The sequence below is a fragment of the Desulfamplus magnetovallimortis genome (assembly GCF_900170035.1).
GTDB classification, from domain to species: Bacteria; Desulfobacterota; Desulfobacteria; order Desulfobacterales; family Desulfobacteraceae; genus Desulfamplus; species Desulfamplus magnetovallimortis.
The window spans coordinates 1-911 of the sequence record NZ_LT828609.1; the positions used below are offsets into that span (position 1 = coordinate 1).

The 911-nt window shown below is 35.5% G+C and carries 1 protein-coding gene; it reads left to right on the forward strand.

Annotated features, from left to right (window positions below):
- Window positions 1-150 precede the first annotated feature (150 nt).
- Window positions 151-911, forward strand: a 761-nt coding sequence (locus tag MTBBW1_RS27235; protein ID WP_080810150.1) for a hypothetical protein, incomplete at its 3' end; no start/stop codon positions are given.

Genomic DNA, 911 nt, shown 5'->3' on the forward strand with positions numbered 1-911 from the left:
AGAGCATTATGTACCTGTCCCCTCAGTTTTTTACAATGCGTTAGCATGGCCCGACCCCGGTTCGACCAAAAATGATGGGGATGACCCATAAAACTTGAAAAAACCAACCATTCTGATTATATTAATTCTATGGAAAACAACACGGAAACAATGAATGAAGAAAATGAAGACAGAACCGATTGGCATCGCCTGCTGGGATTAATGATGACCCCCCTGTTTGAAAAACTCGGATGTGAGGTCACAGTTGAGGTTGATCTTTCTTTAAAAAAACAGTTTCTTGATGTGGTTGTTGTCAGAAAATACACATCTGTACTGTTTGATGACGTTAATCCTGATTACTATGAGGGATTTGAAAATCTTAATGAACACAATCTTATATCATTCAAATCCTTTCGGGAAGTTTTCAATATGGCTGCACTTGAAGAGCTTTATGGGCACTTTACAAACTACAAAAAAATAAAAAACCTAAAAGATGGAAACAATATTAACCTCTATGCCGTAACAAACCATTTTCCTGAAACTCTGTTCAATAGATTTAAAGACACCAAACTTATTGAATGTATTAAAAAAAACAAAATTTATGATTTAAAAGTTTTAACTCCGGTACGATTCATCATTACAAAAGACTCCAATCATCCAATACTTGGTCTTTTTTCTAATAATATCAAGCAGATTATAATGAGTAGAGAAAGGCTGCAACATGATGGGTGGCTGCTTAAATATACAAGCACATATCTGAATAAACTATATGATCACTATAATTTAGAGGGGGTTGATATGCCTTATACAAGGGAAATGTTTGTCAAAGACAATTATCCGGAACACTATGGACAATTTCTACTTGGAAAACAGGAAGGACGGCAAGAAGGTGAGCAGAATGGACTACAGAAAGGTGAACTCACAGGTAAAAT